Annotated in this window: 17 protein-coding genes; 9 read left to right on the top strand and 8 right to left on the bottom strand. The window is 64.9% G+C overall.

The features are described from left to right. Positions 1 to 84 precede the first annotated feature (84 nt). The 3 genes from ABIB66_RS30455 to ABIB66_RS30445 all read left to right on the top strand — a co-directional run bounded on the left by ABIB66_RS30455 (position 85) and on the right by ABIB66_RS30445 (position 4,207). Positions 85 to 2,157: a PQQ-dependent sugar dehydrogenase gene (locus tag ABIB66_RS30455; RefSeq protein ID WP_275172177.1), complete on the top strand. Its 2,073-nt coding sequence runs from the start codon at positions 85 to 87 to the stop codon at positions 2,155 to 2,157. Next, positions 2,114 to 3,055, top strand: coding sequence for an SMP-30/gluconolactonase/LRE family protein (locus ABIB66_RS30450; protein ID WP_275172176.1), 942 nt, complete (start codon positions 2,114 to 2,116; stop codon positions 3,053 to 3,055). Before ABIB66_RS30455 ends, ABIB66_RS30450 begins: the two co-directional genes overlap by 44 nt. 126 nt (positions 3,056 to 3,181) lie before the next feature. Continuing rightward, positions 3,182 to 4,207 carry a histone deacetylase family protein gene (locus tag ABIB66_RS30445; RefSeq protein WP_275172174.1) on the top strand — a complete coding sequence of 342 codons (1,026 nt, stop codon included), beginning with the start codon at positions 3,182 to 3,184 and terminating at the stop codon, positions 4,205 to 4,207. Between the two features lie 137 nt (positions 4,208 to 4,344). On the opposite strand, the gene ABIB66_RS30440 is transcribed toward ABIB66_RS30445, so the two are convergent. From ABIB66_RS30440 to ABIB66_RS30425, 4 genes are all read right to left on the bottom strand, one after another. After that, positions 4,345 to 5,325, bottom strand: coding sequence for an LLM class flavin-dependent oxidoreductase (locus tag ABIB66_RS30440; protein WP_275172173.1), 981 nt, complete (start codon positions 5,323 to 5,325; stop codon positions 4,345 to 4,347). Between the two features lie 38 nt (positions 5,326 to 5,363). Next, positions 5,364 to 6,095 (bottom strand): 4'-phosphopantetheinyl transferase family protein, encoded by a 732-nt coding sequence (locus tag ABIB66_RS30435; protein WP_275172172.1) that lies wholly within the window; start codon positions 6,093 to 6,095, stop codon positions 5,364 to 5,366. A gap of 245 nt (positions 6,096 to 6,340) precedes the next feature. Then, a complete protein-coding gene (locus ABIB66_RS30430; protein WP_162847227.1) occupies positions 6,341 to 6,511 on the bottom strand; it encodes a hypothetical protein in 171 nt (56 codons plus the stop codon). 141 nt (positions 6,512 to 6,652) lie between these two features. Then, the gene (locus ABIB66_RS30425) at positions 6,653 to 13,108 is read right to left on the bottom strand and encodes a non-ribosomal peptide synthetase (RefSeq protein WP_354256807.1); all 6,456 of its coding nucleotides are present in this window, start codon (positions 13,106 to 13,108) and stop codon (positions 6,653 to 6,655) included. A 143-nt stretch (positions 13,109 to 13,251) separates the two neighbouring features. Here ABIB66_RS30425 and ABIB66_RS30420 point away from each other — a divergent pair, with 143 nt between their 5' ends. The 3 genes from ABIB66_RS30420 (at position 13,252) to ABIB66_RS30410 (ending at position 18,558) form a co-directional block, all read left to right on the top strand. After that, on the top strand, positions 13,252 to 16,716 hold the full coding sequence (locus tag ABIB66_RS30420; protein ID WP_354210440.1) for an ATP-binding protein: 3,465 nt from the start codon (positions 13,252 to 13,254) through the stop codon (positions 16,714 to 16,716). A gap of 1 nt (position 16,717) precedes the next feature. Next, complete coding sequence (locus tag ABIB66_RS30415) at positions 16,718 to 17,512, top strand: protein-L-isoaspartate O-methyltransferase family protein (protein ID WP_354065284.1); 795 nt, start codon at positions 16,718 to 16,720, stop codon at positions 17,510 to 17,512. A gap of 95 nt (positions 17,513 to 17,607) precedes the next feature. After that, complete coding sequence (locus ABIB66_RS30410; protein ID WP_354065281.1) at positions 17,608 to 18,558, top strand: DUF6492 family protein; 951 nt, start codon at positions 17,608 to 17,610, stop codon at positions 18,556 to 18,558. A gap of 3 nt (positions 18,559 to 18,561) precedes the next feature. Here the strand turns inward: ABIB66_RS30410 and ABIB66_RS30405 are convergent, their stop codons facing one another. Beyond that, positions 18,562 to 19,629, bottom strand: coding sequence for an endo-1,4-beta-xylanase (locus ABIB66_RS30405; RefSeq protein ID WP_354210439.1), 1,068 nt, complete (start codon positions 19,627 to 19,629; stop codon positions 18,562 to 18,564). A 304-nt stretch (positions 19,630 to 19,933) separates the two neighbouring features. On the opposite strand from ABIB66_RS30405, the gene ABIB66_RS30400 reads away from it, so the two are divergent. The 3 genes from ABIB66_RS30400 to ABIB66_RS30390 all read left to right on the top strand — a co-directional run bounded on the left by ABIB66_RS30400 (position 19,934) and on the right by ABIB66_RS30390 (position 24,402). After that, a complete protein-coding gene (locus ABIB66_RS30400) occupies positions 19,934 to 21,370 on the top strand; it encodes a lipopolysaccharide biosynthesis protein (protein ID WP_354210438.1) in 1,437 nt (478 codons plus the stop codon). Positions 21,371 to 21,547: 177 nt separating this feature from the next. Continuing rightward, entirely contained in the window at positions 21,548 to 22,621 is a 1,074-nt protein-coding gene (locus ABIB66_RS30395; protein ID WP_354210437.1) for a fatty acid desaturase, read from the top strand. A 224-nt stretch (positions 22,622 to 22,845) separates the two neighbouring features. After that, a complete protein-coding gene (locus tag ABIB66_RS30390; protein ID WP_354210436.1) occupies positions 22,846 to 24,402 on the top strand; it encodes a L,D-transpeptidase in 1,557 nt (518 codons plus the stop codon). Positions 24,403 to 24,424: 22 nt separating this feature from the next. Here the strand turns inward: ABIB66_RS30390 and ABIB66_RS30385 are convergent, their stop codons facing one another. The 3 genes from ABIB66_RS30385 to ABIB66_RS30375 all read right to left on the bottom strand — a co-directional run bounded on the left by ABIB66_RS30385 (position 24,425) and on the right by ABIB66_RS30375 (position 26,901). Beyond that, a complete protein-coding gene (locus tag ABIB66_RS30385; protein ID WP_354256804.1) occupies positions 24,425 to 25,240 on the bottom strand; it encodes a class I SAM-dependent methyltransferase in 816 nt (271 codons plus the stop codon). 115 nt (positions 25,241 to 25,355) lie between these two features. Then, positions 25,356 to 25,892, bottom strand: coding sequence for a VOC family protein (locus ABIB66_RS30380; protein WP_354210435.1), 537 nt, complete (start codon positions 25,890 to 25,892; stop codon positions 25,356 to 25,358). Between the two features lie 40 nt (positions 25,893 to 25,932). Further along, positions 25,933 to 26,901, bottom strand: a complete 969-nt coding sequence (locus ABIB66_RS30375; RefSeq protein ID WP_354210434.1) for a Bug family tripartite tricarboxylate transporter substrate binding protein — start codon at positions 26,899 to 26,901, stop codon at positions 25,933 to 25,935. Positions 26,902 to 26,913 lie beyond the last annotated feature (12 nt).

Below are 26,913 nucleotides of genomic sequence, written 5' to 3'. Positions count from 1 at the left end.
GGTTTGATCACAAGGGGGTGTTGATCAACTGGACGGCATTCCCACGGCATGGAACAACCCTGGACGGAAAGCCCGGGAGGCGCCGTGAACCACCTCACATTCTGGCGTGAACGCCGAAGCCTGCGCGTATGCGCGGGCGCCTTGGTGATCCTCCTGACCTTCGCCTCGGTAGGCTCGTCAGAACCGGTCCGCAAGAGCGGCTATGCGATCGGCCCGGAGACCTGCGGCAGCTCCGATCTGGTTTTTCCAAGAATCCAGATCGACATGAAAGCGGGATTTTGCGCCGGCCTCGTCGCCAGCGAGGAGGATCGGCTGAAATTCCCGCGCTCGATCATCCAGGTGCCCGGTCGTGACCTGTTCGTGGTCGCGGACATGGCGGGCTGGGGCCATACCGACGGGCGGCTGCTGTTGCTCGACCCGCGTGCACCTGAGGGACAGCGGTTCAAGGAGCTGCTGACTGCAATCGAATATCCGTTCGGTCTCGTGATCGGTCCGGACAAGAAGCTCTATGCCTCGAGCGCGGAGACGATCTTCCGGTTCGATCCGCTCGCCGACAAACCGCGCGATACGGTCGAGACCATCGTCCGTCACATGCCGGGCCGCCGGATCACATTGCCCGACGGCACCAGGGTCGACGAGAGCGCGCATCCACTCAAGCAGTTTGTCTTTGATAAGAACGGCCGCCTGTTCGTCAACATCGGCTCGCACAGCGACGACTGCATCACGCCGGCGCCGATCACAAAGCCTTGCGCGGCGGCCGAGGGCGCTTCCGCGATGGCGTCGATCTGGCTGTTCATGCCGCCGCCGGGCGGTATTTTCCCGGCGTTGAAGCCTGGCGATGCCGACCCGCCGCATAGCGTCTATGCGCGCGGCCTGCGCAACTCGATGGCACTGGCGCTGCACCCGAGCTTTCCCGATGCGGGCTATGCCTTCCTGCAAGGCGAGAACGGTCGCGACCTGCCTGACATTTTCAAGCCGAACGAGGAGATCAATGCGATCGAGCAGGGTCGGCATTACGGCTGGCCCTATTGCTACGATCTGTCGACGCCGAGTCCCGAATTCAGGATCGTCTTGCAGGCGGGAATCTACAAGTCGCTGTGCACCTCCAACGTTCTCTACAAGTCGCCGTTCTCGCTGCTGCCGCCGCACGGTGCGCCGCTCGCGATGCTCTATTATCACGGCGTGAAATTTCCGGAGCTCGAGGGCAAGCTGCTGGTCGGCCTGCACGGCTATCGCCCGACCGGCAGCCGCGTCATCGTCTATGACGTCGACGACCACGGCTTCCCGAAGCCCGCCCCGGCGCCGGTGCGCTATCATGTCAGTTGCGCGGCCGATCCGACCCACAGCTTTCACACCGAGGCCGGCGACGTCGCCGCGGCGCCGTTCGAGGAGCTGATCGCAGGCTGGCACCGCGTCAACGGCGCGCGGCCGCAAGGTGCGCCCGTCGGCATGACGGTCGCGGAGGACGGCGCAATCTGGTTGGTCGAGGACAAGAACCAGACCGTGATCCGGATCGACCGGGCCGCGGGCGATGCGCCCGCGCCGTTGCCCTGCGACATGCGTAGCCAGGCGCTGATCGATCAACTGGCGGTCTTCGTGGCCAGGGACGCGCAGAACAGCGTCCGGCTTACCAATTTGCGCAAGGGCCTCGTCGAGAAGCATTGCGTCGGCTGTCACTCGGATTTCGGCTTGAAGCCCGGCCAATCGGACGCACAGAAGGACGCGACGGTGCTTCGCTTCATGCTGTCGCAGGATGGCTGGATCTATCCTGGCGATCCCGACTCCGGCAAGTTGCGCACGCGGCTTCACGGGTTAGGCGCGGAGAAGCTGATGCCGCCGGGTGGCGAAGGCTTGCCGAAGGCCGAGCCTGGTTACACGCGCCTGCTCGACACGGCGGATCTGCTGGTGTCAAAAATGGTTCCAGGCATCCGGATGCGGATCAAGCCCGGCCCGCCGCAGCGCAAGTTCTTTGGGAAAACCAACAAGGAATGCGGCGAAATACCGGCTGCCAAGGTCGTCGTCGTGACACAAAGGAACGCTGTAGACAAACTTGGCTTCAGCCGCTTCTTCCGGCCGGCCGATCCCTATCTGAATGGCGAGTGCAGCGACGGCGATGGCTATTACATCCGGCAGGAATTTTTGGTGCCTGTGCAGTAGCGTTGTTCTCGTCCTTGCGACGGCACCGGCCCGAGCGGAAACGAAACTGTTCGAAAGCGTGCAGGTGACGCCATCAGGCGAATACACGTTCGGCATCGAAGGGCCGGCCGCCGATCTCGATGGCAATCTCTTCGTCGTCAATTTCGGCAAGCCCGGCACCATCGGCAAGCTGCCTGTCGGCGGCGCGGCGTCCGTGCCGTTTACGGCTTTGCCCGAGGGCAGCGTCGGCAACGCCATCCGCTTCGCGCGCGATGGCACCATGTTCATCGCCGACTACAAGAAGCACAACATCTTCGCGATCCCGAAGGGATCGACCGAGCCCGCCCTCTGGTTTCACTCCGACGAGATGAACCAGCCCAACGACATCACCATCGCCCGCGACGGCACGATCTACGCGAGCGATCCGAACTGGAAAGGTCGCGAAGGTCACATCTGGCGCATCGCGAAGGGAGCCGACGGAACGGTGCAGGGACAGCTCATGTCGGCGCCGCGCGCGATGGGCACCACCAACGGCATCGATCTCAGCCCTGATGACAAGACGCTCTATGTCGGGGAATCCAGCAGCGGCCAGATCTGGTCCTACACGGTCGGCGCCAATGAGCTCACCAGTCCGAAACTCGTCAAGGCGTTCCAGCCCGACACCGTCGACGGCCTGCGCACCGACATGGCCGGCCGCCTCTATGTCGCGCGCATCCTCAAGGGCACGATCACGTTGATGAAGGCCAGTGGCGCGGTCGAGCGGGAGATTGCGCTAAGGGCCAAGGAGCCGACCAATCTCGCCTTCGGCGGCAGCGACGGCAAGACGATCTTCGTGACCCAGCGTCAGGGCGGCTTCGTCGAGTCCTTCCGCACCGACCAGCAGGGCCGCGAGCACTGTCTTCAGCGCGGGCGCTGCTGAGTTTCACGAGCGATCTGCTTCCGGCGCAGGGCGGCGCGACACGGGCGGCATTCTTCTTGCTTGCATCTCGCCGCCGCGGGGATTTAGACATCTGTGGCACCGTCAAAGCGACCACGGAGTGTTTGAGTGAAAGCCGTCCATACCGAGCTGCATCGCAGCCACGATCCGCAATTCTTCCTGGTTCGTGGTGTGGTCAAGCGCACAACCGAGCAGCCCGAACGTGCCGACCGCCTGCTCAAGGGGCTCAAGGACGGCAAGCATCAACTGGTCGAGCCGACCACATTCGGGCAGGGGCCGCGTGCGCGCATCCACAGTCCGGAATATCTGTCGTTCCTGAGCGAGGCCTGGGAGGCCTGGACCGCGCTCGGCGATTCCGGCCCGGAGATGATTGGCAACATCCATCCGGTGCGCCATGCCGCGACTTATCCCACTCACATCATCGGCAAGCTCGGCTGGCACACCGCCGACACCGCGGCGCCAATCGGCCCGGGCACCTGGGCCGCGGCCTGCGCCGCGACCGACGTCGCCGTCACCGCGGCGCAGATGGTGATGGACGGCGAGGATGCGAGCTACGCGCTCTGCCGTCCGCCCGGCCATCACGCCTATCGCGACATGGCCGGCGGCTTCTGCTTCCTCAACAACAGCGCGATCGCGGCGGCGCATCTGCGGCAGAGGCACGAGCGTGTCGTGATCCTCGACGTCGACGTCCATCACGGCAACGGCACGCAAGGCATCTTCTACGCGCGGCCGGACGTCTACACGGTCTCGATCCATGCCGATCCCGTCGCGTATTACCCTTACGTGTGGGGCTATGCGCATGAGCGCGGCGAAGGTCCCGGCCTCGGCACAAATCTCAACATCCCCCTGGCGATCGGCACCGGCGATGACGGTTACATCCAGGCGATGGACGTCGCGCGCAAGGCGATCGAATCCTTTGCGCCCGGCGCCCTCGTCATCGCTCTCGGCCTCGACGCCTCCGAGCACGATCCGCTGAAGGGTCTCGCCGTCACTACGCCCGGCTTCCGCCGCATCGGCCAGGCCATCGCGAAGATGGGCCTGCCGACCGTGTTCGTGCAGGAGGGCGGCTATCTCTCGGATATCCTGGGCGCGAACCTGACCTCGGTGCTGGCGGGATTCGAAGAGGCGCGGTGATTCTCGCTGAGTAGCCCATCATTCTCCGTCATTGCGAGCGTAGCGAAGCAATCCAGAATCTTTCCGCGCAGGGACTCTGGATTGCTTCGCTACGCTCGCAATGACGATGTGATGGTTAGATCGACTTCATCAACAACTCAAAACATCCCGCTTGCCGCGAGCGCCTTGCAGACGTGCTGCATCTCGGTCTCGTCTGCGACCATGTCGAGCATGATCGTGGTCAGCCCTTTCGCGGCAAATTCCTTCAGCTTCGCGCCGATCTCCGCGTAGCTGCCGACGAGGTAGGGGCAGTCGGCCTGGAAGGTCAGGAACGGCAGCAGCCAATAGCCATTGTCCGCTAGCTCGCCGCTCTGGCCCTCGTAGAGGCGCCGCTTCCACACGGAATCGCTGTTTTCCACGGTGAGTGCGAGCAGTTCGCGATCGTCGGCATTATCGCGGAAACGCGCCTTTGCCGCTTGTCGTGCCTCGTCGCGTCCCTCGCGGGCGAAAATTCCAAAATTCACGCCCGGCGCATCGAGGCCGCGGTCGAGATCGGGCGGCAGCATCTGCATCTTGATGCAGCCGGTCTCCTTCGCCACGCGCTGTGCCGGCTCGGACTGGCCTGCGACCAGAAATTCCGGCATCAGCTCCGGCGGCAGGCGCGGCCGCAGTTGCAGGTTGCTTGCGCGGTAGAACCGGCCCTCGAAAGTCGCCGGCCGCGGGCTTGCCAGCAGCTGGCGCATCAGCGCAACGAATTCGCCGAGCCGGACATAGCGGTCGGCATGCGACTGCTCGTCGCCGAGCCCCTGCAAATCGCTGACCGCCGTCCCCGTGATCATGTTGAGATAGACCTTGCGGCCGTGGAGCTGCGCAAAGGACGAGACAAATTTCGCCGCCGTGAACGGGTGCATGTAGACCGGATTGACCGCGATCAGCGGCGAGGATCGGGTCGTCTCGCCGATGATGTGCTGGGCCATCGCCCAGGGCTCGACGAACACGTCGTTGCCTTCGAACAGCAGGATGCCTTCGAAGCCGTTGCGGTCGGCGAACTGCGCGACCCGCATCAACTCGGCGACGTATTTCTTGGGGTCGCGGTTGCGCGAAATCGCGGGAAATACGCGCAGCCGCCGCGGCGTCATTCAGCCGCCTCCTGCAGCTACGCGCAGCCGCCGCGGCGTCATTCAGCCGCCTCCTGCAGCGGCCACGCATTGCGGGTGATGGGAAGGCCGCCGGTGGCGCGGGAGCCATCGGCAATCGCGAGACGATGCGAGGGCGACGGCGAGATCAGCTGGAATCGCCACCCTTGCGGATCGTCGGCAATATCGGGCTTGAAGCTGATCTCGATCGCCTCGCGCGATACCTGCATCGCGAAGGCATCGAGCGGCAAATTGAGGCCGAAACCCCTGGCCTTCAGATAGGCCTCTTTCAGCGTCCAGTAGTCGAAGAAGCGCTCGGTCGCGGCGGGCTCCGGCAGCCCGCGCAGCGTTTCGACCTCTTCCGGCGCGAAGAACCGAAGCGCCGTCGACAGCGGCGCCACCCGACGCGACACGGTCTCGACATCGACGCCGACGGTCTCATGCCCTGACACGACGCAGGCGACGCAGCCGTCGGCATGCGACAGGCTGAAATGCAGCGCGCTCGAGGTCTTGGGCGATGCGACAAACGGCCGCCCGTAACGCCCGGCCGCAAATGACCAGTCGGTGGGGGCGACCTCAGGTGCGACATGCGAGAGCGCAAGGCGCAACATCGCATGCGCGAAAATATACTGCCGCTGGTGCCGCTCGAACATGAAGCGGTGGGCTCGTACCCGTTCGTCGACCGAGAGCAGGCGCCGGCACGTATCAACCGCATCCGGCGCGTCAAAAGTCTCGATCAGTCCGACAAACAGTTCAATTCTGTCGTCTGCCATCAATTGGGCCCATGGCGTCAGGCCGGGGCCAAATCCCCTGCCATGACGGAAGAATCAACTGAGCAAGAATCAACTGAGCGGACCGCTTCTAGCGGTCCACTCGGGCGAATCCTTGTCGATTGCTGGCCGGTTTACGGGCGCAAGCTTGTGCGAGACCCCAACTCGACACGCGAGCGGCCAAATTTGAAAGCTGAAGCCCGAAAACTGAAGCCCGAAGATTCGTGCGGCGTCCCGGCCGACGAGTCTTACGTCTTCTTCTTCTTGGACTTCTTTGAGCCGCCCAACATCGAGATGCTAGCGTCGACGTCCTTCAGCGCGGACTGCAGCTTCTTCTTCTCGGCGCCGAGCAACTTCTGCAGGGCCTTGCGGTCCTTGTCGCTCAACGAGGTGCCCTTGGTAAATTTGATGAAACCCATAACGAACTCCCCGGTTGAAAATAATCGTCCAAATCAAAACGCGAGAATAATCTTGCGCGATGGCGCCAAATAATCAAGATGCAACTTGGTCATTCACAGCTTTGACGAGTGACCCCGTATTCGTCCGTGCTTTGCGGCCGGTCATGCCGCCCTGCGATTGAGCAATCGGCCGAGTGGCGCATTGGGTTGGACGAGAGCAGCCCCGAGCAGCGCGACGAGATCCTCCATCCACTGGCCGACCGTAGCGCCGTCGAGCAGCTCGCTCTTGTAATTGCATGAACCGGTGATACCCGTCGACCGCTCCTTGAGCATCAGCGACAGCCATGTCTGGTCGATCGGCAGCACCGGCTGGCCTTCGCGGGCGATGTTGCCGATCGATGCTGTCGCGAGATCAGGCAAATCGAGCGGCTGGCGCAGCGGATTTTGCAGGGTGAAATAGACCTGGAGCAGCGAGGCTGGATTGACGCCCTCCTGCTCCAGATGGTCGGCCAGGATGTTGAACGGCAGCTCCTGGCGCGCATGCGCGTCGAGCACGCTCTCGCGGACCCGGGCCATTGCCTGCGCGAACGACAGCTCCGGCGTGATTTTGGTGCGAACCATCACCGTGTTCTCGAACGGACCGACGATCCGGTCGGTGTCCGGCTGGGCGCGATTGGCCATGGCGGTGGCGATCGAGATGTCGTTGCGGCCGGTCCGCGCCAGCAGCAGGGCTTTCAAACCGGTCAGCAGGCACATGAACAGCGTGCAATTGTGCTGGCCGGCGAAAGCCGCGAGCCGGCTGATCAGCTCACGCTCGAGACTGACCGGATGGTGCCCCCTGGACGGGCCCGGGCTTGATTCGCCCTCGAAGAGGGGAGGCGCCCCGCGCAAATTCTCGGTCCAGTCGGCCGCCTGACGGCGGGCGGCATCGGTGCCGCACCACCAGCGTTGCCAGCGCGCCACGTCCGAAAAAGCCGGCGGCGGTTTCGGCAGCGGCACCGACCGATAGCCGGCCAGCGCCGCATAACGGTTGGATATTTCCTCGAACAGCACGCCGATCGACCAGCCATCGACGACGGCGTGGTGCAGTGTCAGCAGCAACACGTGATCGCCGTCGTGAAGTCGCAGCAGCCGGGCGCGCAGCAGCGGCGCGCGCGTGGTGTCGATCGGGGTATAGGTCTCCTGTTCGATCAGGAGATCGATCTTGCGGAGCTCCAGCGCCTTGCGCCGCTTGTTGTTGTGGGGCTGACCGTCGCCGATCGTCTCGACGGCCAGAACACGGCCGAGGGCGCCGGGCGCGGCGATGCGGCTGACGGGCTCCCCGCCGTTCCAGCCGAAATGGGTCCGCAGCGATTCGTGCCGGCGCACGATGTCGTCGATCGCCTGCGCCAGAGCAGCCAGAATGAGCGGCCCCTGGAGACGGAAGGCGAAAGGCAGGTTGAACAGCGGCAGTCCCTGAAGATTCTGCTCGATCCGCAGCATCTGGTCCTGCGCGATCGAGAGCGTGGGAGGGCTGCCTTCGGCCAGGCTCGCTGTAGCCAGCCTTGCGAAACTTGCGGCCGGCTTGCGCGGCTTTGCCGCCACGGCCTCGTCGACCCGCCGGGCAAGCTCGTCGATCGTCGGTGCCTCGAAGATGGTCTTGATCGGCAGCGACACGCCGAGCGCCCGAGCGACGCGCGCCATGACTTGGCCCGCCAGCAGCGAATGGCCACCGAGGTCGAAGAAATTGTCGGTCACGCCGAGGCTCTCGACCGTCAGCAGGTCGATCCAGATGTCGGACAGTACCTTTTCGGTGAAGCGCCGCGCCGGCACGGTCGTATCCGGTCCGAACGTTTCCTGCTGCGCCGGCGCCAGCAGCGCGCTCCGGTCGATTTTGCCATGGGCATTGAGCGGCACCTGATCCAGGAACAGGAACGCGGACGGGATGGCGTGTCCCGGCAGCCGGCTCTTCAGGAAGTCGCGCAGCTCGCTGGCGCTGCTCCGGCTGCCGGATCTTGCGACGATATGGGCAATCAGCCTGGCATCGCCGCTCGCTTCGCGACGCGGCTCGACGATGCCAGCGCGCACACCCGGATGGTCGGCAAGCGCGTTCTCGATCTCCTTGAGCTCGATACGGTAGCCGCGGACCTTGACCTGATGGTCGGCGCGACCGAGGCATTCGATCGTGCCGTCGGCGCGGCGGCGGGCGAGGTCGCCGGTCCGGTACAGCCGGCTGCTTGCTTTGCGCGAGAACGGATCGGGCAGGAAGCGCTGCCGGTTCTGCGCGGGATGGTTGACATAGCCGCGGCCGACACCGGCGCCGCCGATGCAGAGCTCGCCGGTCACGCCGACCGGCTGCGGCTGCAGGCTTGCGTCGAGCACGTAGAGCTGCATGTTCGGAAGCGGCGCGCCGACCGGGACATGGCTCGTGTCGGTCGCCGGCGCCCTGGTCAGGCGATGCAGCGAGACGTCGTCGGAACATTCCGACGCACCATAGGCATTGATCAGCGGCACTTTCGGACAGCGGGCGAACCAGGCCTTGCAGAGATCGATGGGCAGCGGCTCGCCCGTCGAGATCAGAAGCCGCAGCCTCGCAAAGGCGCGTCGGACCTGTGCCTCGTCCATGCGATCGAGGATGACGCGCAGCAGCGACGGGACGATCTCGAGCACCGTGATGCCCTCGCGCTCGATTTCCTGCGCAATCAAAATCGGGTCCTGCACGATCGCGGTACTGCAGACATGGACGCGCGCGCCGACCATGGGCCCCGCGAGGAACTGCCACACCGAGATGACAAAACTCTGGGGCGCGGTCTGCGCGATCACGTCCCGGGACGAGAGGTTCAGCTCGGAGATGAGCGAGGCCAGATGGTTCGAAAGCCCGCGCTGCTCGATCATGACGCCCTTCGGCGCGCCGGAGGAGCCGGAGGTGTAGATGAGGTACGCAAGGCTCGAAGCCGCGCGCCGGGCCGCGCGGGCCGGCTTGGTCGACGCTGGCGCAATGGCGTCCTCGAGCTCGGCCATTCGGATGCGCTCGACCAGCGGTTCGAGCAGCGCCTCCGCCATGGACGACTGCGCCCGTCCGGTCAGCAACACGCGGGCGCCGCTCGATCCGAGGATGGTTGCGAGCCGTGCCGGCGGCTGGTCGGGATCGAGATTGAGGAAGGCAGCGCCCACGCGTTGCACCGCGATCATCGCGGCAAGCAGGTCGGGCCCGCGATCTGCAAGCAGGGCGACCACGACCTCGGCGCCGATGCCTTCGAGGGCCAGCCAGCGCGCGGCCGCCTGGCTGCGGCGCGCCAACTCGCGATAGCTCACGGATGTGCGGCCGTCCGACACGGCGATCGCGTTCGGCGTCTTCTTGACCTGGCGGTCGAAACGTTCGCTCGGATTGCTGCGCGTGGCGAAATTGGCCCGCACGCCCCGGCCCTGCGCCAGCAGCTGCCGGCGTTCGGCCTCGGTCAGGAGTGGCAGGTGCGAGATGCGCTGCTCGGGATCGGCGATGACGGATTTGAGCAGGGTTTTGAACTGAGCGGCCATGCCCTCGATCGTCGCCGCGTCGAACAGATCGGTGGCGTATTCGAAGAAGCCGGTGAAACGGCCGTCGGCCTCGACCAGTTCGAGGGTGATGTCGAATCGCGCCACCTTTGGATCGATCTCGAGCCGCCGCGTCGACAGACCGGAGAAAGATGCCGCCTCGATCGAGGCGTTCTGGAGGATGAACATGATCCGGAACAGCGGATTGCCATCGCTCCTTCGCGCGATCTGAAGCGCGCGAAGGACCTCTTCGATCGGGAGGTCCTGATTGCGATAGGCATCGAGCGTGACCTGCCGTACCCGGCGCAACATGTCGCCGAAGCTCGGATCGCTGCCAAAATCATTGCGCAGGATCAGGGTGTTGGCGAACAGTCCGATCAGACGCTCGCTCTCGATCTGGTTACGGTTGGCGATCAGCGATCCCGTCGCGACATCCTCGTGTCCGGTGTGGCGGAACAGCAGGCACTGGAACGCCGCGAGCAGGGTCATGAAGGGCGTGACGCCCTGGTTCTGGCTCAGCGCACGCAGGTCGGCCGACAGAATTTTGGAGAATTCCAGATAGTGACGGGCACCGTGACCGCTCCAGACCTCCGGCCTTGGCCGGTCGGTCCACAGCGGCAGCGTGGTGACGCCGTCGAGATGCGTCCGCCAGTAATCGAGCTGCTCCTTTGCCGCCGGCGTCTTGGCCCAGCTTTGCTGCCAGAGCGCAAAGTCGCGGTACTGGAAGGCGGGCGAAGGCAGTGCCGCCGCGTCCTTCTTGCGCGCTGCCGAATAATGGGCGGCGAGTTCTTCCCAGAACAGCCGCTGCGACCAGCCGTCGGTGACGAGGTGGTGGACGTTGACCACCAGCGCGTGGCTGCTCTTGTCGAACGAGAGCAGCGTGACCTTCAGCGGCGCCTCATGCGCAAGGTCGAACGGATGTTGCGCGAGCCGGAGCGCTTCGCGCCTGACGACAGCGGCCCGCTTGTCCGCAGGGCAGGGCTTGAGCTTGATCCGCTCGAACTGCGGCGGCGATTGCAGCACAAGCTGCACCGGCTCGCCCTCGCGTTCAACGATGATCGATCGCAACGCCTCATGGCGCGCCGAGATCGCGGCGAGGCCAGTAGAAAGTGCGGAGACGCCGAGCCCACCCTTGAGGAGCGCGACTTCGACGACGTTATAATTGTAGCGCGTGGGGTCGAGCCGCGAGAGCACGTACATCCGCTGCTGCTGGAACGAGAGCGGCGCGTCTGCTTCCGTGGCCTGGCGCCAAGCCGGCAGCAGCGTTTCGCGATGGGTTGCAGCGGTCTCGATCCGGGCCGCAAGCGCGGCGGCCGTGGCGCAATCAAAAACGTCCTCGAACGAGAAGTCGACATTGAAGCGTTCGCGCAGGCGCGAGCGCATCTGCGTCACCGCGAGCGAGTCCGCGCCGAGCGCGAAGACGTCCTGATCGCCCCCGACCTGCGGCAGCTCCAGCAAATTGGCCCAGATCCCGGCGAGCTCCGTCTCCAGCGCATTGCGCGGCAGACGAGCCTCGTCCTCGCCGCCGCCCCCTGTTGCGATCAGCTCGGCCAGCGCATTGCGCTTAACCTTGCCGCTGGCGCCTTTCGGCAGCGTCGCCACGCTGCGGATCAGGCTCGGCACCTTGTAGGCCGCGAGCCGCTTCCGGGCGAACTGACGCAACTGGTCCGAGGTCGCCTCGGAATTAGGCCGCAGCACCACGATTGCGGCGACGTTCTCGCCGAGCTTCTGGTGCGGGACGGCAAACACGCCGGCCTCCAGCACCCCCGGATGGCTGAGCAGAACCTCTTCCACCTCGAGGGGCGAGATCTTCTGCCCGCCGCGGTTGATGACGTCCTTGATGCGGCCGACGATGAAGAGATAGCCGTCGGAGTCGAGATAACCGAGATCGCCGGTCCGGAACCAGCCGTTGCGAAAGGCAGCCTGTGTCGCCGCCTCGTCATTATAGTAGCCGCGGCTCATATTGGGTCCGCGCAGCGTGATCTCGCCATGCTCGCCGCTGGCGAGCGCGCGGCCCGTCTCGTCCATGATTGCGATCTCGGGGCCCGCGGCACGGCCGACCGATCCAATCTTGCGCAGCTCGAACGGGTTGGCCGCGATCTGTGAGGCCGCCTCCGTCATGCCGTAGGTTTCGAGCACGGGAACGCCGAACGTCGCCTCCAGCCCGTCGAGGATCGCAGGCGCAAGCGATGCCGAGGCGGAGCGGATCACGCGCAGCGACGACGATCGGGCAAGATCCGGGTTCGCCTCCGCCGCCGTCAGCAGCGCGCGATGGATGGTCGGCACTGCCGTGTACCAGGTCGGTTGCAGCTGCCGCATCCAGCCGAAGAAGGAGGATGCGTCGAAACCGTCGGTACAGATCACGCTGGAGCCCGCGGCCAGCGCCGTCAGCAGGCCGGAGATCAAACCATGGGCGTGAAACAGCGGCAGGACGTTGAGCAGACGATCGTGGGACGCGAGCGACAGCACGCGGCCGGCGTTGTAGGCGGAGAGACACACATTGCGATGCGTCAGCGGCACCATCTTCGGCCGCGCCGCCGTGCCCGATGTCAGCAGGATGAACGCGTCATCGTCGCCGCGCGAGGCGCCGATGCTGCTCGCCGGTCCAACCGCAGGCCCGACGAACGCGCAGCCGCCGAGATCATCTTGCGGCCCCGGCATGAAATCGATCACGGCAATATCGAGCGCCTTGGCGACATCGCGGGCGGCCGAGTTCGTGTCGGCCCTGGTGACGAGCGCCGTCAGCTTCAATTCGCTGAAATAGCGTTGCAGCTCGTCCGCCGTCAGATCGGGATTGACGGGGACGCAAGCGCAGCTCGAGGCGACCGTAATCAGAGCCAGTGCGCTGTCGGCACCGCGCGGCAGCGCAACCGCAATGCGGTCGGCAGGTGCAATGCCAAACCCGCGCAGCGTGCTGACGAGCTCATGCGTTCGCTCGGCAATCTCGCCGTAGTTGAGGACCGGCCGGCCGGGGGCGAGGAGGGCGGGGGCCGCCGGCGTCTTGCGGGCATGGAAATCGAGAAGGCCGCCGATATGCGCGAATATCTTCGTTTCGGCCGTCGTGCCGGCTGATTCCTGCGGCGCTGGGCGTGTGGCGTCCGACAATTCCGTTCCCTTTTGATCCGATTGGGCTATTCTTCCAAGAAGTTAAGGAACGCGTCCAGTCTGAGGTGAAGTTTTGGCCCCAAAATCTGTGGTTGCGGGGCCCTGAGCCCTTCGACGGAGTGATTGGGTCGGGCAGAATCGCCATGCTGGAGAATGAGCCGGGCACGGGAGCGGAAGGCGGGCTGAAGCGCTGGCTCGAGGGCATCGGTCTTAGCCACTATACCGATCTCTTCGCGCAACACCGTCTCGATCTCGACGTCATGGGGGACCTGACCGAATCCGATCTGGTCGAGCTCGGCTTGCCGCTCGGCGATCGGAAGCGGCTCCAGCGGGCCATGACCGCGCTGTTCCGGGCCGAAACCGCGGAGAAGGCCGACGCGACGGTGCGCCCGCAAGTCCGGACGGAGGTCGGCGCCGAGCGACGTCAGCTCACCACCATGTTCTGCGACATGGTGGATTCCACCTCGCTCTCGGTGCAGTTCGATCCGGAAGACGTGCGCGACATGATCGCGAGCTTCCGCGAAACCTGTGTCCGCGTGGTGAAGCATTACGAAGGTTTTGCCGCCCGTTTCGTCGGGGACGGTATTTTGGTCTATTTCGGCTATCCGACCGCACATGAGGACGACGCCGAGCGCGCCGTGCGTGCGGGGCTGGAAATCGTCCGGGTGCTGTCCACCGCCCGCGCGATCGAGCCACGTGGCGCGCTCAGCCACTCACCCGCCGTCCGCATCGGCATCGCGACCGGTATCGTCGTGGTTGGCGACCTCGTCGGACAGGGCACGGAAGAGCGCGACTCCGCGGTCGGAGAAACCGTCAATCTCGCCGCGCGCCTGCAAGGTCTGGCGCCGCCCAACGGTGTGGTGATTTCCACGTCGACCCAGTCGCTGCTGAAGGGGAAGTTCGACTACCGCGATCTCGGCGTCCACGCGCTCAAGGGCATCTCGGAGAAAGCCCAGGCCTGGCACGTGATGCGCGCCTCGCGGGTGGAGACCCGCTTCGCCGCCGCGATGGGCACGCGGCTGACCCCGCTCGTCAACCGCGAGGAGGAGATTGCGCTGCTGATGGGGCGCTGGCAGCAGGCCAAGGAGGGCGAGGGCCAGGTCGTGGTCAAGTTCGGCGAGCCCGGCATCGGCAAGTCGCGCATCATCCAGGAAATCTTCGAGCGGATCGCGGGCGACCGCCATGGACAGGTCTCGTTCCAGTGCTCGCCCTATTACACCTCCACGGCGTTCTATCCGTTCGCCGAGCAGCTCAAATTCTCTCTCGGTCTCGATCGCGAGGATGCGTCCGTGCAGTCGCTGGCGAGCCTGGAGACCGCGATCGCCGCCGCTCATGGCGACATCGAGCAGGTTGCGCCGCTGCTTGCCGCGCTGTTGTCCATTCCGACCGGCGACCGCTATCCGCCGCTGGAGCTGTCGCCGCAGCAGCAAAAGGATGCAACCGTCGCGGCGCTGGTCAATCATTTCCTCGGCCTTGCGCGCGAGCAGCCGCTGGTGATCGCATTCGAGGATCTGCACTGGATCGACCCGACGTCCCGTGAGGTGATCGATCTCCTGGTCGACCGGGCACAGAACCGGCCAATCCTGGTCATCATCACCGCGCGCACCGAATTCCAGCCGAGCTGGAACGCCCATTCGCATATCACGACCCTGGTGCTGAGCCGATTGAGCCGGCTGTTGCGCGCGACGCTGGTCGAGCGCGTGGCGGGACGCGAACTTCCCAAGGAGGTCATCGAGGAGATCATCGTCAAGACCGACGGCGTGCCGCTGTTCCTGGAGGAGCTGACCAAGACGGTTCTCGAATCCAACCTCCTGACCGAACGGCACGGGCGCTACGTGCTGTCGGGCCCGTGGCGGCAGCTCGCGATCCCGGCGACGCTGACGGACTCGCTGATGGCGCGGCTGGACCGGATGGGGCCGTTCAAGCGGATCGCGCAGATCGGCGCCACTATCGGCCGCGAATTCTCCTACGAGACGCTGCACGCGGTCGCCAACACGCCCGCCGAACAGATCGAGGCCGCGCTCAATCATTTGGAGGAGGCCGGGCTGATCATGCGCCGCGGCCATCCGCCCGACGCGCTCTACTCCTTCAAGCACGTGATGATTCAGAACGCCGCGCATGCGAGCTTGCTGCACAGCGAGCGGCGCAAGCTGCATTCCCGGATCGCGCAGGTGCTCGCCGAGATGTATCCCGAGAAGACCGAGCGCGAACCGGAACTGCTCGCCCATCATATGACTGAATCCGGCCAGAGCGAGAGCGCCGCCAGCTTCTGGCTCAAGGCCGGCAAGCAGGCGGCCAAGAGTGGCGCCAATCTGGAGGCGATCGGGCATCTGGGCCGCGGCCTCGGCGTCGTGCAGGCCAATGCGCGCATGCAGGGCGCCGACGAGATGGAGCTCGAGCTGCGCATCGCGCTCGGCAACGCACTGATCGCCGCCAAGGGCTATGCCGTGCAGGAGGTCGAGGAGAACTACGTTCGCGCCCTCGAACTCGGCCAGCAGCTCGACGACGACGAAAAGGCCTTCGCCGCCACGCGCGGGCTCTGGGTCTGTCATTTCATCCGCGCCGATCTGACCCGCGCGCACGATCTCAGCGTCGAGCTGTTGAAGTTCGCCAAGCGCGAGCGGCTGAACGAAGGGACGCAACCGGCGCAGCAGACCGGCTATCTGATCGAGGCGCATCGCTCGATCGCGATGACCATGCTCTATCGCGGGCGCTTTGCCGCGTCCCAGCACCACCTGCACCGCTGCATCAACCTCTACAGCCCCGACCTGCACTCCGATCTGATGGAGCGGCACGGCACCGATCCCGGCGTCGTCTCGCTGTCCTATCTCGGCTACCTGCTGTGGTTCCTCGGCCGGCCCGACGCGGCGCGCCAGCACAGCGAGCAGGCGATCGCGAACGCCGAGAAGATCCGCCACCCCTTCACGCTCGCCTTCGCGCTCGTGTTCGGCGCCTATCTCTGCCAGCATTTACGCGATGTCGAGGGCACGCGCGACCACGCCAACCGCGCCATGATCATCGCCACCGAGCACAATTTCCTGCACTGGAAGCAGCAGGCGGCGATCCTGCGCGGCTGGGCGCTGGCGCAGCTCGGCGAGGCCGACGAAGGCCTCAGCCAGATGCGGTTCGGCCTCGACGAATACGAAGCGATGGATTCCTGGCTCGCCGGCTGCTGGTTCCGCTGCCTGCTCGCGGAGGCCTACGCCAAGGTGGGGATGCGCGACGCCGCCCTGCGCGCGCTGGACGGTGCGCTCGCGACCGCAAGACGGACCGGCGACCACTCCTACCTCGCCGAAGTCTACCGCCTGCAAGGCGAGATCACTCTGTCGGACGGGAATCCAGCCTCGGTGCAGGAGGCCGAGGACCTGTTCAACCTGTCGCTGGAGATCGCGCGCAAGCAGGGCGCACTGTCGTGGGAGCTTCGCACCGCCGTCAGCCTCGCGCGCCTGTCGCACGAGGCCGGCAAGCGCGAGCACGCTAGTCTCCTGCTCGTACCGATCGTCGGCAGGTTCAGCGAGGGCTTTTCCACGCCGGACCTGAAACAGGCGATGCAACTGATCAGCGAGCTCGGAGCGGACGCGCCTGTTCGCGAACAGGCCATCCCGTGAGATGAGCGACCTTGCCGCCGCGCGTGCGCGTTACGTGGAGCTGATCGCAAGGCGCGAGCGCATCTCCTCGACGCGCCTGCTCGAAGCCCTCGCCATTGTTCCGCGTGAAAACTTTCTGGCGAAGGGGCCGTGGCGCATCAAGAGCGAGGCGGCCCGCAACTATCGGCTGACGCCGGATGCCGATCCCGTTCATCTCCAGGACAATGTGCTGGTCGCGATCGATGCGCGCCGCAAGCTCGACACCGGACTGCCGAGCCTGTGGGCGCACTTCATCGATTTGCTCGACGTCGGGGAAAAAGACCGTGTCGTCCAGATCGGCTGCGGGCTCGGTTATTTCTCGGCCGTGCTGTCGAAGATCGTGGGCCCGAAGGGCAGGGTGCGGGCAATCGAATGCGACGAACGGCTTGCGTCGCGCGCCGCGAATTATCTCAGCGCCTATCGCAACGTCGCGGTCGTCCATGGCGATGGATGCGAGGACATCGGCGAACCCGCCGACGTGATCATCGTTCATGCCGGCTTCTCGCAGCCGCATCCGCTCTGGCTTCGTTCGCTTCGTCCGCGCGGCCGGCTTCTGGTGCCGCTGACCCAGCGGGACCGCGAAGGCGCCGCCCTCAAGATCACCCGCAAGGGCAAGGGGTTCGAAGCCGAGGCGGTGCAGCAGGTCCGGATCTTCCCCGGCCAGGGCCGAGGTGTGACCGCACTCGACGACCGCGTCGCCGACTGGTGGCAGCGCGCCTCCGCGCTGGCCCCGCTGCGTTTTCGCGGCATCGAGCAGGGGCTGCCATCGGATGGCTAATGCTTCGTTTCATTTTACCTTGATTGCGAATGTAAGTATCCAACGCGTCTCGACGCCGCTATGACTGCGGCCTGATCGCCATACGAGCGCGTGCCATGCATTCCGTTGCCCTGCTGACCGCCAGCTACGCCAAGGATATCGAACGCTTTTCGCTGCTCAGCGAGAGCATCGACACCTGGTTGACGGGCTACACGCGGCATTATGTTCTCGTTAACGATGAGGATCTGCCGCTGTTCGCGCGGTTCGCTTCCGACAAGCGTGTCATCGTTCCGGCCTCGCTCTATTTGCCGAAATGGCTGTGGGCGCTGCCGCCGGCTCTTCAGTTCATCAGCAAACGGCGCGTCTGGCTGTCGTTGCTGTCGTCACCCGTCCATGGCTGGCACATCCAGCAGATCCTCAAGATCGCCGGCGTCCTCAACGCGCCCGAGCAGCGCGTCTGCATCCTGGATTCGGACAATCTGTTCTTCCGCGAATTCGACGTCAGCCAATACGCCGGCGCCGAGAAGACGCCGCTGTTCGTCACGCGCAACGGGATCGACGCCGCCCACCCCTTGCATGTCCTGTGGCTCCGCACCGTCGATCAACTCCTTGGTATCAAGAACCGGTCCTTCCCCGCGGACGACTATGTCGGCAACGCACTGGTCTGGGACAAGGACACCGCGCGCGCGATGACCGACGGGATCAAGTCGGCGACGGGATTGAACTGGGTTCTGGCACTGTGCCGGAAGAAGAAGTTCTCGGAATATCTCATGTACGGCCATTTCGTCGCGAACTCGCCCGCGCATCTGGCCACCCATCGGATCACGGAAGACAGCATCGCGGTCTCGCATTGGGACGACACGCGCCTCGACCGCCCGGCCATCGAAACGATGATGCGCGCCGCTTCGCCCGACCAGGTGGCGCTGTGCATCCAGTCCTATTCGTCGACCTCGATCGACGATATCCGCGACGTGTTCCGCCTCAGTTCGCGCGACCGTCGCGCTCCGAGCCTGTCGCCCGAACACATGGGCGAGGAGGCTCAGTTCGAAGTGCCGAAAGCTCGCTAGACCTTACACGTCCCTCGTGAACTTGCTGATCACGTTCATGAACGGCTTCGGCTTGAACTCGCCGTCTAGCGGCAAAGGACGGTTCGGCTGCTTGTCGGCGCGGGCAAAGGTGCCGTTGATCCAGCTGTAGCGGTCCGACAGGCCCCAGGTCAGGATCGAGCGCACCGGTCCGCTGGTCGAGATCGCGGTCAGGAGGTCATTAACGCGCTTGGCAACGATGGCATCGCGCTCCGCCGGCGTCCCCGTCAGCTTCTGGTCGTCGACGTCGAGCTCGGTGACGAGCACCTCGAGGCCCCAGGCGCGCAGCTCGGTCACGAATTCCGCGAGCCCATGGGTGTCGATCTCGAGTTCGGCATGCAGATGCGACTGCAGTCCCACGGCGTGCAACGGCACGCCCTGGTCGAGCAGGTCCATGATGAGATTGCGGTAGGCCGCGCGCTTCGCAATGAACGTGTCCTTTGCCGACTCGATGTCGTATTCGTTGATCGCGAGCTTGACGAAGGGGTCGGCCGCGGCCGCCGTACGGAACGCCAGCGGAATCCAGCGATTGCCGAGGTGCTGCGTCCAGAACGAGTCGCGCCGGTCTTTTGAACTGCGCGGATTGTCCGGGATCGGCTCGTTGACGACGTCCCACGACGTCAGCTTGTCCTTGTAATAGGAGACGACGGTGCCGATGTGGTCGACATAGGCGCGCTCGACGCCCTTGCTATCCTTGATCTGCTTGGTCCAGTCCGGAATGTCGTGATACCAGGCGAGCGCGTGGCCGCGCATCGTCAGGTCGTTCTGCCGCGCGAAATCCAGGATCGCGTCGGCACGTTCGAAGGCAAAGGTGTGCGCGTCGGGACGCAGCATCGGCCATTTCAGCTCGAGCACCGGAACCACCTGCGTGCAATAGGTGCTGATGGCTTCGCCGAGCCTGGGATCGGCTTGCAGATCCCAGAGCGTGGCCGCGGCACCAAATCCCTGATGGCGCTGGGCGAGTTTCGACATCGGCGCTGCGGACGCCGATGCGCCCGCCGCGAGTGCGGCGGCGCTGCCGACAAGAAATTCGCGTCTGTCGAGCCTGGTCACGGCATTCCTTATCGAGCCAACGCGCCATCGTACCAAGCGACGCCTTGCAACGCCGGGGTTTCCCCTCGTTGGGTTAACTTTGCCATTTCCAAAACACGGTTCCTTTCGGTAGCCACGCCCCAGTCAGGGAAGGGCAAATTTAACGCTAACCCGCGAAAGCGGCCTCAAAGCCGCATTCGCCGCCCGATCTCCAGACTTATGTGACACTGTTGAAGGATGCTGCGGCGCAATTCGTTCGCCCCGCCATGGTCCAATTGATGAACGGCCGTCACACTCGCAACAATGTTGCCGGTCCCGTGCTCGCATGCTGAACCGCCATTTCTCGATTTATCTCGTCGCCTACATCCTGCCCGCGGCTGTGGGCTTCTTCGCCGTCACGGCCTACACGCGGCTGCTGACGCCGGCGGAGTACGGCGTCTATGTCGTCGGCATCAGCCTCGCCGGCATCCTGGGCGCGATCTTCTTCGCCTGGATCAAGCTGTCTGTGTCGCGCTATCAGGCGATGTCGGCCGAGGTGGATTTTCGCGGCACTGCAATGGTCGCCTTCGCGCTCACCGTTGCCGTCCTCTGCGCCACCACGCCGCTGGTCTTCCTGTTCCGCAGTGATCTCAGCGTTGGGCTGCTGCTTGCCAGCATGTTCGTCGCAATCATGGCGAATGCCGTCGATGTCGGGCAGGAGTTCGAGCGCGCAAAACTGCGCCCTTACAGGTTCGCGGCGATCTCGATCGTGCGCAGTGTGTCGAGCGTCGGTTTCGGCCTGCTCGGCATCTGGCTCGGCTGGGGTGGATTGGGACTGCTCGCCGCATTCGGCCTGGGTTCGCTCGCCGGGATCATCCTGAACCTCGTCGGGGACCGCACCAGGATCGCGCGCTTTCAGCGCAGCCAGTTCGTGCAGCTGGCGCGCTACGGCCTGCCGCTGACGCTGGCCGGATTGTCCGTTGCGGTCTACTCGGCCTGCGACCGCCTCATCGTGGCTTATTTGCTCGGCAAGGACGCCGCGGGCATCTTTGGCGTCGCCGCCGATCTGCCGCGACAGTTCATGGTCATGATCGCCTCCAGCGTTGCTGCGGCGACAGTCCCGCTGGTATTCCGGTCATTGTCGGACAAAAATACCGAGACGACGCGGGAGCGGCTGACCGAGAGCCTCGAACTTCTCCTCGTCGTGGTCGCGCCCGTCGCCGTCTGGCTCGCGCTCGCAGCCGACCAGGTCGCCGGCACGCTCGTCGGCGTCGACTTCCGCGCCGGCGTATCGGCGCTGCTGCCGACCCTGGTGCTCGCCCGCTTGTTCGGCATCGCCAATCAATTCTACGTGCAGATCAGCTTCCAGCTTGCCGAGCGGCCGTTCATGCTGGCGGCGCAGTCGTTCCTGACGCTGGTCGTCAGCGTGGCGTTGATGTTCGTGCTGGTGGCCGGCCATGGCCTCTACGGCGCGGCGCTGGCGACGCTTGCGACCGAAGCAATCGGCTTCCTCGTTGCCGTCGTCCTGATGCATCGCGCCTACCCGGTCCCGTTCGACATCCACCGCCTCGCCGGCGTTGCCGTGTCCGCCGCGGCGATGGCGGCTGCGATTCTCGTGGCACGATCTCAGGTCAATGGCTCCGGCCTCGTCCCGCTCATTGTCGTGAGCCTTGCCGGCGGGCTCGCTTATGCCGCCGCCGCGTGGTTGCTGAACGTCGCCAATGTCCGGACACTGTCGCTGCGTTTCCTGCGAACCTTCAACCGCAAGGCGCTGGGCGTTTAGCCGCGGTCTCTGACGAGACTCGGCCTCGCTGTCTGAAGCTCTGAAAGCGCCGCCTGGCTTGGCAAGGGCCCTGTTCCGACCGGAAGCGTACAGCCGCCGGCTCCAGGGCAGGGCGATTCTGTTGCGTCGATGGCCATAACCGTGCTTCTTGGGCGCCATGTCGGGAGCAGAGCAGGTATGACCCAAGAAACGCCGGAAATCCGCGCATCGGCGCAGTTGCTTGCCCCCTATCGCGAGCCCGACAATGCGCGGGGTGTCCTCGAACTGGCGATTACGGCGATACCGTTCGTCGTCATCTGGGCTCTGATCTGGGCCGCTCTTGACCAGGGCTATTGGTTTGCCCTCCTGCTGGAGGTGCCCGCGGCGGGTTTGCTGGTCCGCCTCTTCATGATCCAACACGATTGCGGACACGGCTCGTTCTTCCGCGGCCGCGTTGCCAACGATTGGGTCGGCCGTGCCATCGGCGTGATGACACTGACGCCATACGGCTACTGGCGGCGTAACCATGCGGGCCACCATGCGAACTCCGGCAATCTCGATCAAAGAGGGTTGGGCGACATCGATACGCTGACCACGCGTGAATTTCTCGGGCGGTCGCGATGGCGTCGGACGCTGTATCGCTTGTATCGACATCCCCTGGTGATGTTTGGCGTCGGTCCCTCGTATTTGTTCATCTTGAAGCACCGATTGCCGGTGGGGATGATGCGTCGCGGCTGGAAACCCTGGCTGAGCACGATGGGCACGAACATCGCCCTCGCGGTTCTCGTCGTAACGATGATCCAGCTGGTCGGCTATGGGCCGTTCCTGCTCGTGCATCTGCCGATCGTTGTTCTGGCGGCATCGATCGGTGTCTGGCTGTTCTACGTCCAGCACCAGTTCGAGCACACGCACTGGGCCCACGACGAAACCTGGAATTTTCACGACGCCGCGCTGCACGGCAGCTCTCACTACCAATTGCCGGGTGTCTTGCGATGGTTCACGGCAAATATCGGCGTCCACCACATCCATCATTTGTCCAGTCGAATTCCCTCCTATCGCTTGCACGACGTGTTGCGCGACCATCCGCAGTTCGCTGGTGTCGGGCGGATTACGCTGCTCCAGAGTTTGCGGACCGTGCGGCTGACCTTGTGGGACGAGGAGCGGCAGCGGCTCGTCTCCTTCGGAGAGGCGGCCTTGTTTGGCAAGACAGCCGTGTTTGGAGGGGCCGCCTTGGCCCCAGCGGCTTCGCTCACGCAGCCCCCGCGCGGCTGACGAATGTCGTGAGCGTCCGCCCCCCGGTCATTCTGCCGCAGCGATAGACCGCCAGCTTCGGCCGCACGCCGCCCTTCCGCCTGCGCCAACCGTCGTATATGAGATTTATCGCCCAAACGTGCCGAATCTCGCCACAGACGGAACGTAAGGCGGCTGCGATTTCTTAATTCAAAGATCGCAATCTGATCAATGACCGGCGGACTGGCATTTCGACCGAGGATGGCATGAGAAACCTGATGACGACGGCGCAATCCACCGTGGCGATGCGGCGTTGGGGGCCTCCAGGGATTGTGATCTTGGCGGCAATGCTCGCCTTTGCGGCTGTGGGCCCGGCCAATGCGGCCAAGCAGGCGCGCCAGCCGGCCGAGGCGGTGGCGCCGCGCGAGGCCGGCGAGCCGATCATGGCGATCGTGTCGATCAAGAGCCAGCAGGTCACCTTCTACGACGCCGAGGGCTGGATTTTTCGCGCGCCGGTGTCCACCGGCACGACGGGACGCGAGACGCCGGCCGGCGTCTTCGCCATCGTCGAGAAGGACAAGGACCACCGCTCGACCATGTATGACGACGCCTGGATGCCGAACATGCAGCGCATCACCTGGAACGGCATCGCGCTGCATGGCGGGCCGCTGCCCGGCTATGCCGCTTCGCATGGCTGCGTGCGGATGCCGTTCGGCTTCGCGGAAGGCCTGTTCGACAAGACCAACATCGGCATGCGGGTGATCATCTCGCCGAACGACGCGGCTCCGATCGACATCGTTCATCCCGCATTGTTCATGCCGAAGCGGGACGCCATTGCGGCGGCGCCGGGCCAGATCGGCAAGCTCTCCGGCGAGGCCGAGGAGGCCACAAGGGCGGCCGACGAGGCCAAGAAGGCCGCGACTTTGGCCGCGAAGGAGGCGGCAGCGCTGCCGGCGTCGCTGCGCAAACTGGAACAGCAGAAGACCCGCGCTGACGCCGAGTTCGCCTTCGCCGACAAGCAGCTCGCGGCCGCCAAGACCGATCAGGCCCGCGCCAAGGCCGAGGAGCTGAAGCAGAAGGCCGCCACCAGGGCCGCCGACGCGGCGACGCAGCTCGATGCCGCCAAGGCCGCCGCACAGCCGAAGCGCGATGCGGTCGCGGCCACGAAGGAGGCGGCCAAGGCGGCAGCGGCCAGGAAGGCCGATGCCGTGAAGGCTGCGACCGACGCAAAGCTCGCGCTCGAACCGGTCTCGGTCTACATCAGCCGCGCGACGCAGAGGCTCTACGTGCGGCGGAACACGCACAAGCCGGCACCGGACGGCGGCGGCGAGGTATTCGACACCAGCATCGAGGTTCCCGTCACGATCCGCAATCCGGATCAGCCGCTCGGCACGCACATCTTCACGGCGATGGCGAAGAACGATACGGGCCTGCGCTGGAGCGTGGTCACGATCGAAGACGGCGACACCGCCAGGAACGCGCTCGACCGCATTACCATCCCGCAGGAGGTGCTCGATCGCATCGCGCCGACCGCGTTGCCGCGGTCCTCGATCATCATCTCGGACGAGCCGCTGAGTGCTGAAACCAACTACCGCACCGAGTTCGTCGCGGTGCTGAGCAACCAACCCCAGGGTGGTTTCATCACGCGCAAGCCAACCGCGCCTCCGATGGCCATGGCGAGCGACGACGGCTGGGACAATGGCGGCAATGGTTTCGGCTTCTTCTTCCAACGCGATCCGAACCCGCAGCCCGTCAATCCGCGCCGGCGCGGCCAGTATCAATATTATCAGCCGGCACAGCCGATGCAGCGGGGCTTCTGGTAGGAGGCGGGCAGATCGAAGCCCGTCACGACCGCCGCGCTTCGATCACGATAGCCTGGATCTTGCCTTCGATCGGTCCGGACCCATGGCGCGTTCGGATCGCCTCGGCAACGATGTCGGTCGCAGCCTGAAGCTTGCTGGCATCGCGTGCCTCGATCTCGCTGCGCAGCGGCGTGCCCTGGCAGAGCGCGATCGCGACGTGCTCCGGCGACGGCGCCCGGCTTATTTCAGTTCGCGTTTCGATCGATATGTCACGAAAACCTGCGTGTTCGAGGTCGGTTCTGATGACGGCCTTGTCGTGATAGCCGTGCGGCGTCCGGGCCATGAAACGGGGCGGGTCGTCGGGGAACAATTTTTCGAGCGCGACCGTTGCTTCATGCGTCAGCACATTGTCCTCGATGCGATCCCAGACGTTGAACACGAACGTGCCGTCGTCCTTCAGGACGCGCTTCACCTCTCCGTAAGCCTTGACGCGGTCCGGAAAGAACATGGCGCCGAACTGGCAGCAGACCACGTCGAAGGCGGCATCCTCGAAGGGCAGGGCCGCTGCGTCGGCCTGGCGCCACGAGATGCGATCGTCATCTGACTGACGCTGCGCCGCGACGGCGAGCATCGGCTCGTTGAGGTCGGTCGCGACATAACGGACGCCGCGCGGCAGTGCCGCCGCCACCGCGCGCGTCACTGCGCCGGTGCCTGCCGCGATCTCGAGCAGCACGGAGGGAGAGCGGGCCGCGACACGCCTTGCGATGTCGTCGGCGTAGACGGCGAAGATCATCGGTACCAGATATTGGTCGTAGAGCTTTGGGATCGAGCCGGCGAAAACCTTGTCAGTGTTGGACATGCTTGCCTCGCTGAAGGTTCGGACACGAGGCTCATATTACCATGGATTGCGGTCTACCGCGCCAGCAGCGCGGTGAACCCGGCCGGTTCCTGCATCGCCTTGCGGGCCTCCGGCGTCATCGGCTCGCACCGACCTCACGGATCGGCCGCGTGCCGTCCCAGTTGGCCGCGGCCTGTCGGACCTTCTCGAAGAACGGCCCCTTGGTGCCGCTGATGTCGGAGATCTCGATCACGGTGCCTGGATGGGCCTGCGTGTCGAAATAGGCAAAGCGCCCCTTGTCGCCGCCGATCTGGCCCTCATGGCCGATCCTGTAGCCGAGCCCGAGCGCCCGGTCGTAGAGCGCCTGGTAGTCGTGGCTCCAGTAGGACATGTGCTGGAGGCCTTCGTGGCCGGACTCGAGGAATTCCCGGTACAGCGAGGGCGCGTCGTTGCGCTGCTGGATCAGCTCGATCTGGAGATCGCCGGAATTCGCCAGCGCGATGCTCATCTCGACGGCTGAGTTTTCTCCGCGATGGCGAAACCAGTCGGTCTTGACGCGGTCCATGTAGTACCAGGGGCCGACGCCCATCACCTCGATCCAGTGCTTCATCGCGGCGTGGATGTCCCGCACCACATATCCGTTCTGGCGCACCGCGCCGAAGATGCGGCTCATGCCGGCGCTCCCCTTGTCACTTGGCTCACTTGACCTCCGTTCACTTCACTTCAATGCCCGCCTCCTTGGCAACCTGCTTCCAGGCCGCGATGTCGCGGGCGTTGATGTCGCGCTGCTCGTCGCCCGGCACGAATTGCGGCGTGATGCCGAGCCCCAGCAGCTTCTGCTTCACTTCGGCATCGGCGAGCGCGTCCTTCAATGCTGCCGACAGCTTTTTCGCAATCGGTTCGGCAAGGCCCGCAGGCGCATACATCGCCCAGGACAGGCTGCGGTCGAACGGCACGCCCTGTTCCTTGTAGCTTGCGACATCCGGCAGGCTCGGCGAACGCTCGCCGCAGGCGGCCAGCGCCTTGATCGAGCCGTCCTTCACCAGCGGCGTCGCGGTCGCCATGTCCAGTGTCGCCAGCGAGATGTGGCCGCCCAGCAAATCGCCGGCCAGTTTGGCGATGCCGTTGAACGGCACGTGGTCCATCTTGATTCCGGTCTGCTGCATCAGGATTTCCGCGCAGAATTGTCCGGTCGAGCCCACGCCCCAGCTTCCGTACTGGATCGGTTCGCCCTTCTTGGCCAGCGCAATCAGGCCCTTGATGTCGTTGGCGGCAAAATCCTTGGTCGCGACCAGCATGATCGAGGACGTGCCGATGCGTCCGATCGTGGTGAAATCCTTGATCGAATCGTAGGGCAGTTTCGGATAGATCGCCGGCGCCAGCACATGTGTGGTCATGCCGCCGACTGTGATGGTGTAGCCGTCATTCGCCGACGCCGCGACCATCTGCGTGCCGAGCGTGCCGGCGGCGCCGGTGTGGTTCTCGATATAGATGCTCTGTCCGAGCGTCTTGCCCATTTTGTCGCCGAGCAGCCGCCCGATCACGTCGCCGCCGCCACCGGCCGCATAGGGCAGCAGCATCCTGATCTTGTGCGTGGGATAGGCGGCCGGATCCTCGGCCCGCGCAGGCAGCGCTGCCGAGAGCAATGCGAGCAACGACAGTGTGATAATGCGCAGCTTCATGGTGTCTTTCCC

The organism is Bradyrhizobium sp. F1.13.3 (genome assembly GCF_040548265.1).
Taxonomy (GTDB): domain Bacteria; phylum Pseudomonadota; class Alphaproteobacteria; order Rhizobiales; family Xanthobacteraceae; genus Bradyrhizobium.
This window is presented reverse-complemented; position numbering and strand designations above follow the sequence as displayed.

Bases quoted from the DNA above. Each gene is read 5' to 3' on its own strand.
- ABIB66_RS30410 (WP_354065281.1), top strand. From the start codon at position 17,608: ATGCATTCCGTTGCCCTGCTGACCGCCAGCTACGCCAAGGATATCGAA.
- ABIB66_RS30440 (WP_275172173.1), bottom strand. From the start codon at position 5,325: ATGACGCCGCGGCGGCTGCGCGTATTTCCCGCGATTTCGCGCAACCGC.
- ABIB66_RS30400 (WP_354210438.1), top strand. From the start codon at position 19,934: ATGCTGAACCGCCATTTCTCGATTTATCTCGTCGCCTACATCCTGCCC.
- ABIB66_RS30380 (WP_354210435.1), bottom strand. From the start codon at position 25,892: ATGAGCCGCATCTTCGGCGCGGTGCGCCAGAACGGATATGTGGTGCGG.
- ABIB66_RS30395 (WP_354210437.1), top strand. From the start codon at position 21,548: ATGACCCAAGAAACGCCGGAAATCCGCGCATCGGCGCAGTTGCTTGCC.
- ABIB66_RS30450 (WP_275172176.1), top strand. From the start codon at position 2,114: ATGGCTATTACATCCGGCAGGAATTTTTGGTGCCTGTGCAGTAGCGTT.
- ABIB66_RS30430 (WP_162847227.1), bottom strand. From the start codon at position 6,511: ATGGGTTTCATCAAATTTACCAAGGGCACCTCGTTGAGCGACAAGGAC.
- ABIB66_RS30375 (WP_354210434.1), bottom strand. From the start codon at position 26,901: ATGAAGCTGCGCATTATCACACTGTCGTTGCTCGCATTGCTCTCGGCA.
- ABIB66_RS30385 (WP_354256804.1), bottom strand. From the start codon at position 25,240: ATGTCCAACACTGACAAGGTTTTCGCCGGCTCGATCCCAAAGCTCTAC.
- ABIB66_RS30390 (WP_354210436.1), top strand. From the start codon at position 22,846: ATGAGAAACCTGATGACGACGGCGCAATCCACCGTGGCGATGCGGCGT.
- ABIB66_RS30435 (WP_275172172.1), bottom strand. From the start codon at position 6,095: ATGGCAGACGACAGAATTGAACTGTTTGTCGGACTGATCGAGACTTTT.
- ABIB66_RS30415 (WP_354065284.1), top strand. From the start codon at position 16,718: ATGAGCGACCTTGCCGCCGCGCGTGCGCGTTACGTGGAGCTGATCGCA.
- ABIB66_RS30420 (WP_354210440.1), top strand. From the start codon at position 13,252: ATGCTGGAGAATGAGCCGGGCACGGGAGCGGAAGGCGGGCTGAAGCGC.